The 6,772-nt window shown below is 44.1% G+C and carries 7 protein-coding genes; 3 read left to right on the top strand and 4 right to left on the bottom strand.

Features of this window, described 5'->3' with window-relative positions; all coding sequences use genetic code 11:
* A partial coding sequence (locus tag ACWVCM_RS14660) for an RCC1 domain-containing protein (protein WP_455202508.1) occupies window positions 1–2,351 on the top strand: 2,351 nt, incomplete at its 5' end.
* A 337-nt stretch (window positions 2,352–2,688) separates the two neighbouring features.
* Window positions 2,689–3,693 carry a hypothetical protein gene (locus ACWVCM_RS14655; protein ID WP_455202507.1) on the top strand — a complete coding sequence of 335 codons (1,005 nt, stop codon included), beginning with the start codon at window positions 2,689–2,691 and terminating at the stop codon, window positions 3,691–3,693.
* Between the two features lie 42 nt (window positions 3,694–3,735).
* Here the strand turns inward: ACWVCM_RS14655 and ACWVCM_RS14650 are convergent, their stop codons facing one another.
* The gene (locus ACWVCM_RS14650) at window positions 3,736–4,026 is read right to left on the bottom strand and encodes a hypothetical protein (RefSeq protein WP_455202506.1); all 291 of its coding nucleotides are present in this window, start codon (window positions 4,024–4,026) and stop codon (window positions 3,736–3,738) included.
* A gap of 177 nt (window positions 4,027–4,203) precedes the next feature.
* On the opposite strand from ACWVCM_RS14650, the gene ACWVCM_RS14645 reads away from it, so the two are divergent.
* Window positions 4,204–4,380 carry a hypothetical protein gene (locus ACWVCM_RS14645; protein ID WP_455202505.1) on the top strand — a complete coding sequence of 59 codons (177 nt, stop codon included), beginning with the start codon at window positions 4,204–4,206 and terminating at the stop codon, window positions 4,378–4,380.
* Window positions 4,381–4,581: 201 nt separating this feature from the next.
* On the opposite strand, the gene ACWVCM_RS14640 is transcribed toward ACWVCM_RS14645, so the two are convergent.
* The 3 genes from ACWVCM_RS14640 to ACWVCM_RS14630 form a co-directional block, all read right to left on the bottom strand.
* Window positions 4,582–5,790 carry a hypothetical protein gene (locus ACWVCM_RS14640; protein ID WP_455202504.1) on the bottom strand — a complete coding sequence of 403 codons (1,209 nt, stop codon included), beginning with the start codon at window positions 5,788–5,790 and terminating at the stop codon, window positions 4,582–4,584.
* Window positions 5,787–6,272: a thioredoxin family protein gene (locus ACWVCM_RS14635; protein ID WP_455202503.1), complete on the bottom strand. Its 486-nt coding sequence runs from the start codon at window positions 6,270–6,272 to the stop codon at window positions 5,787–5,789. The genes ACWVCM_RS14640 and ACWVCM_RS14635 overlap by 4 nt, the downstream gene beginning before the upstream one ends.
* A gap of 136 nt (window positions 6,273–6,408) precedes the next feature.
* Window positions 6,409–6,772 (bottom strand): nuclear transport factor 2 family protein (locus ACWVCM_RS14630; RefSeq protein ID WP_455202502.1); only part of this gene is annotated, 364 nt, incomplete at its 5' end.

The raw sequence follows: 6,772 nt of genomic DNA, 5'->3' as shown, positions 1-6,772 counted from the left end.
TTGCCCATTCACTGGATACGGTCAGTACTCCCAGCGCCATTGATACCGACACTACCTCGTTACAGCTGATCGACATTGAGTTTGGCAAAACCTATTACATCGCTGTCGCTACTGTAGATACCATAACCAGCATCGAAAGTCCGTTGAGCGCGATAAGCGAAGTGACAATGTTTAAACGTCCTCAATACGCCCTCGGGCAACGCCACACCTGCGCCATTAATAGCAACCAGCAAATTTATTGCACAGGCGCCAATGAATTTGGTCAGCTGGGCAATAATCAGAGTGGTGTGGATGTGGGTAAAACAGTATTCAGCAGCATTACCAACCCCGGTCAACAGCAGTGGCAAATGGTCGTCGCCGGTGAACACTATAATTGCGCCATTGATGGTGATCAACAATTATATTGCTGGGGTGATAATCGTGACCGTAATCTGGCAACGGGTTCGATTGAAGATGTAGTGGTTACTCCTACCCGAGTATCCAGTAATCTCGGTTGGTTGTGGGTTACTGCCCGTAACACTCATCTTTGCGGAATCAAGACCGACCATAGTCTGTGGTGTTGGGGTAACAATGATAAGGGCCAACTTGGCACTGATACAAGTGCGGTTAATACCCAGGAACAACCAGTTAAGGTTGGCAACTGGAATGACTGGCTAAGTGTATCAGTGGGTGAAAGCCACACTTGCGGAATACGACAAGGTCACAGTTTGTGGTGTTGGGGTGCTAATGACCTGGGACAAATCGGTGATCCTAGTATATCCATGAGCAGTGCAATACCAATTCAACTGCATCCAAACGACCAGTGGATGATGGTATCAAGCGGTCAATTTTTTAGCTGTGCCATTAAAGTTGATGGTACTGCATGGTGCTGGGGTAACAACATTGATGGTCAACTGGGCAATTTAACTATCGATCCCTCCCCTACACCAATACCCGTAGCAACATCACAGCGGTGGCAATGGATCAGTGCAGGGGCCGCGTTTATATGCGCCATTGATACTGAGCAGGGTTTATGGTGCTGGGGTGATAATTGGGGTGGCCAGATAGGCAAAGAAAATTTTTATGATGCTGTTCAACCAACGCAGGTAGGCACCAGCCGTGAATATGCAGTAGTTGCTACTGGCGACTATCACAGCTGTGCATTAAAACAAGATCAGTCAATGTGGTGTTGGGGCCATAATTTATATGGTCAACTAGGAAACGGTAGCAACCTAAATGCTACCCATGAATTCTTTACAATACCTCAACAATCAGGCTCAATGGTGTCAGACTGGATATCTATTGATGTTGGATATGACCATGTCTGCGGAATACGCAACAGCGGAACATTGTGGTGCTGGGGCTCTAACTATTCTGCTCAATTGGCAACAGGCGATTGGATGGAAGCTTCGCAACCACGTTTAGTTGAAAATTACTTCAACTGGGTACAAATCTCGATTAGCTCTGACAATGGCTGTGCCATTGATTCAGTAGGTGATTTATATTGTTGGGGTCTAAGCTCTACAGGTGCCGTTGGCCAAGGTAGCTTTTATGATGGTTCTACGGTTTATCCAACATACATCCAGTCCGATATAACCTGGTTAAACGTAAGTAATGGAGTTACGCACACTTGCGGACTTAAAGCAGATAATACGGCTTGGTGCTGGGGCAGTAATAATTACGGTCAATTGGGTGACGGCTTCATTTCTGACCTTAATGGATCACAAGATAGAGCATCACCTTACCCAGTCAATACAACCATGTTATGGAAAAGCCTGACATCTGGTGGCTGGCATAACTGTGGTATTGCCATGGATGATAGGATTTATTGCTGGGGCTGGAATGCTGCGGGTCAATTAGGTGTTGGTGATGAAACAGAGCGGCTTGTACCTACACTCATTTCTGATAATAGCACTTGGAAAAAAGTACGTGCCAATTGGAGCCACACTTGCGCCATAAAATCAGATGACAGCTTATGGTGTTGGGGATATAACACTTCCGGGCAACTAGGTAATGGTGAATTCGGTGACACTGCACAGCAAAATACACCCGTACCTATAGCGAGTGGTACTTCTTTCAAGGATGTTAGCCTAGGCGCCTGGCATACTTGCGCTATTACAATCAACAACGAAAAACTATGTTGGGGATATAACAGTGACGGGCAACTGGCAACTGGTAATTTTGACGCACACCACCTTCCACACTCAGTGCTTCAAGACTTTAATCCTATTGATATACAGTTAGGCGCAGACGTTAGCTGTTTACTAAATGACGATTCATCGGTATGGTGTTGGGGTGCTAATTTCTATGGCCAGATTGGTAATGGTACCGCATGGAGCTTATTTCCTGAAATTGTGCAACTGCCTGAGTAATAGCGTTATATCTAAATTCGGTTCCCTGGCTTGCATATATTGCGCACTCTGCCGTGAATGCGTTGCCCAGCATCATACTGATTGATTTTTTTAAATATTTTTGCCCCACATTCCATCAGCTAGCCACTAGCAGATAATTTTAGCCGATTATACCTTTACAATATCAAAATTAGTCTATAATTGCTTACACAATCTGTTAGCACAACATAGGGATATTGATTGTTTTTTGATCGACTAACCACTGGGCTCTGGAGCGCAAGTCCAGCGATTATCGTCGTAGGGATACAAGCCGTACTGCTGTAATTCTCATTTCACTAACAAAAAAAGAGAGAGCAGGATGTCCCAAAATTACGGTTGTTGTGGGGGTCGGTGGTGTTTGCTGTGCGATACAAAACGTCTGGTTTTGTTTTTTACCTGTACCTTCCCATTTATATTAAGTCTTATACTAGTCACCAGCCCAATTGTTTTTGCCGATGGCTGGAATCCCAATACAGCCACTTCAAACCAGTTTAGTATCTCCAATACACGGCACAATTTAACGCAAAGTTATCTGGCTGACCGAGCTGGCATCATGAATATAGCCAGAAATGACTATGGCGAAGTATGCGTGTATTGCCATACGCCTCACGGAACAAACAGGCAAATCGACGCGCCATTGTGGAATCGTACGATTAACCAGTCCTCGTACTCCGTTTATGACAAACCCCGCACTTTGAACCAGCCAATAAGCCAGCCTGGACCAAATTCTCTAACCTGTTTATCCTGCCACGATGGAACCATAGCCATTGACTCCATTATCAATATGCCTGGCTCAGGCGCTTATAACCCGGCACAGGAAACCATGGTTAATGAAACTTTTCTGGATTCCTGGAGCGGACCCGGCATAGGTAACCACTGGGTTCTGGGTGTTGGAACGGGAGGTGGGGCGTGCACATTCTGCCATAATGCCGCTGAAGATTTTGGCGCACCGGATTTTACAGTTTTTACCATAGGCACCGATTTACGTAACGACCACCCCATTGGCATACTCTACCCCACTACAATGGGGCCTGATATAGACTTTAATGAACCCACCCTGGATTATTCAAATAGTGCCGGCACAGGCGACATGACACTGTTTGATTTCAACGGCAATGGATATCCCGACAAAGATGAACCGAGAATGTATAATACTGGAGAAGGCCCCGAAGTTGAGTGTGCTTCTTGCCACGATCCCCATGGCGTTCCATCGGCTGGAACCGGTAGTGAATTTATTCCCAGCTTTTTGCGTGTTAGCAATGGAAATGTGAACACCGGTATCGGACAAGCAAGTGGGTTGTGTTTAACGTGCCATGTAAAATAAGGATTCACTCTTCCATGCGCCACAATCAAACGGATTGCTTGCTTAACTGATATATTCCCATAGCTCAAAACCTCTTAGCGCAAGCACTATAGCCAGTACACTACAACCCAGGGTCCAGAGCGCAAGCTTTACATTAAATCCCTGATTGAGTTGTAGCTGGACGCCAATAAATGCGCCCGCGCCAGTAACGAAAAAACCCAGCTCACTCATAAAGAGCAGCATCAGTAGTGGCGCGGAAAACTCTCCCTCTACGGATTCAATATTCATTAATATAGCCAGTAACAATGCACCAATGATCAATGCAATGACCGGGAAGTTGGATTTTTTTATCATACTGATTATCCCAGAACACGTGATTATTACTAATGCTACATGGAAAGTGACTACAAAACGACCCTTACACGCTAAATTTATACATTACCTGAATAGATGCCCAGTTTGATCTGAATCATAAGCCATAGTTTAAAATTATGTTTATATAAAGCTAAAGAAATTTCAGAGAGGTGAGTTATGACTCAACTAGATCTTACTAAAGAAGAACAAGATACTTTAAAAGATGTGCTGGAAAATTATCTTGCCGATTTGAGACAGCAAATATCTGCTACTGATTTACACGATTTCAAGGAAATGCTAAAAACACGCAAGGAAGTGGTTATCAAAGTATTAAATGCATTAACCGAAGACTAACTGTACTGTCGTACCAAAAATTGCTCTGCTTATTTCCTGACCATTAAAGTCAATACTTCTCTATATATTGATAGCGGCTTAAGCAGGGGCAGCAGACGCACTCAAGCTTGCGGATAGATCCATCTATAGATCAGGTAAATACGCTCTAAGGCAGATTCTGCTGTGACCCAGAATATAGACGAGCACTATTTCATAGCGCCGCTATTTTAAAGAATGCGAATATTGCAAACTCGATTCGCCATTCACATTGTTCAACCATACCGCATGTAAAATTCCCTTTTCATCAAATATGATTGAAGGGTGCGATTGACGCCCATCGCCCGTTGCACCTGGAAAATCAAAGTCCTCGCTCCAGCTTCCATTAATCCGCAGACTATAAAATATATCCGGTGTTTCATTACGCGTGTCATCCCAGGCAACAACAGCCATATTGCCAATCGCTCGCAACGCAACACTCGCGTGCCATTGCGGTACATTATCGCCAAACATATCCTGAACCTGTTCATTACTGTCGAATTCCCGCCCTCCGTTGGCACTTACTGCAGCAAAAACGTCATAGCCACTCCGCCAATTGCGCTTGTCCATCCAGGCAGCAACGATCAATTGCTTACCATTTCCTGACAATACCGGCCGCATCGCTCCAGAGCCTTTTCCAAACTCGGGATTAGGCGATGGCGCAAATTCATTTAGTAATCGGTAAGCCTGGAATGGTTTTCCATGATCCGCATAAGCATTAAAAATACGCGTCGCTCCCTGCCTGCGATCTTCCCATGATACGACACTGCCAGATTCTGTATTTTCAATAACGGGATATAATTGTACATTCTTGTCCGAACTGTTATCGACCAGTCGCGGCGCCGACGCATTAATGGAAACGGATTTTATGCTTAGATCGGCAAATTGAATAAAAAAGTCTCGGTTTTTACCCTGCGACCATACAGCACTGACTTCAGGTTTACTGCTCTCTGAATAATTTGTTGCAACACTAATTTGTTGCGCGCGCTCCTTTCCAACTTTTACCGGCAATCCGTTCTCAGTGGGGCTTACTACGCGCAGCCAGACATGCTTACCCTCCTCCCAACCAACAATAAACCGGTTTCCGGGCAAGCTTGCAATCACGGGTTCATAAGCAGGTGACTGCATACTGACTTTGTCAGGTTCACTAAAACCTGTTTTACCGGGCATTTGATACGCAATATATACTGCAGGTTTCCCACTCCGATTATCTTCCCAGACAACGCCAACTAGCTCACCCGAAACCGCTACGGAACGTCGCCCGCTGGAATCCAGATGTAAAAACACGCCTTTTGATGCCGAGGTGATAGTTACAGGAGTTTCAAAACGTAATGCTTCAGATTGAGAAGTAGCCTGGTAAGAAATTAATAACAAAACAAGCAGGAATCGGGTCATTTTTTTGAAATAAATTCGTTGATAGACCTGGTTTTATAATGTCCCTGCTGAATATATTGATCGAAATAAATAAAATCATCAACCGTTTTAAATCCTGGCGCCCTGAATAGCACTTCCCCATTCATGTCAAGATACATAAAAATCGGCGTAGCAAAAACATTCAGCTGGGCACCAAGTTCACTTTCGGTAATACGCTCACCTGTCGGTAAGCTTAATCGATTACCACTTTCCGCATCGACATATACCAGTACGTAATTTTCAATATAGCGTTTTTTTAAACCCGGATCTGAAAAACTTTCCTTGTTTGTTTTGGCACAAAAACCACAACCATAACGACCGAAATAAACAAATATGTGTTTCTTTTGCTCCTGCGCCATCTGCAATCCGGTATCATAACTTACGAAGGGATAATCAGCCGGGGGATCCGCAACTGCTACACAACTTGCAAACAACAGCAGAAACAATAAATATCGAAAATTCATTTCTCTATTATAGAAACCATTTGTTAAACAATACAGGCACTATTCTGTATGCCCCATAAATCCAGGGAATAATAGCCAGGAAATAGCCGTTAAGGAATATTTTTTGAAAGTAAAATACGCTAATACTATGAAATTATTAAACACCAGAAATATTCGTGCCTTGATGAAATCGCATCGCCCAATCTGTGTCCGTTTTCTCCCATAGCGAACTTCTCATCGATCGTTTAACCGTACCGGTTTTCAGGTCAGTTTTGTGTGCGCAGTATGTGGCAAGCACCATGTCTTCAGTTAACCGGCGCGCCCTGAACTCTGTCAAGGACCATTGAATAGCATCGTCTTCGCGCAACAACCAGCGAATGGCATTGCTTTTGGTGCATATATCTCCGGAAGATCCTATTTCTTCAAATTCATCATGCAGTAGCGTGGATAGCATCTCAATATCTTTTCGAACATGACGCTGCAGCAATATTTCCTCCAGCTCTTTTATACGTTGAGATATA

It is taken from the genome of Kaarinaea lacus, assembly GCF_975902315.1.
Note: the sequence above shows the minus strand (reverse complement) of the source record. Positions and strands in the feature narration are given on the sequence as shown.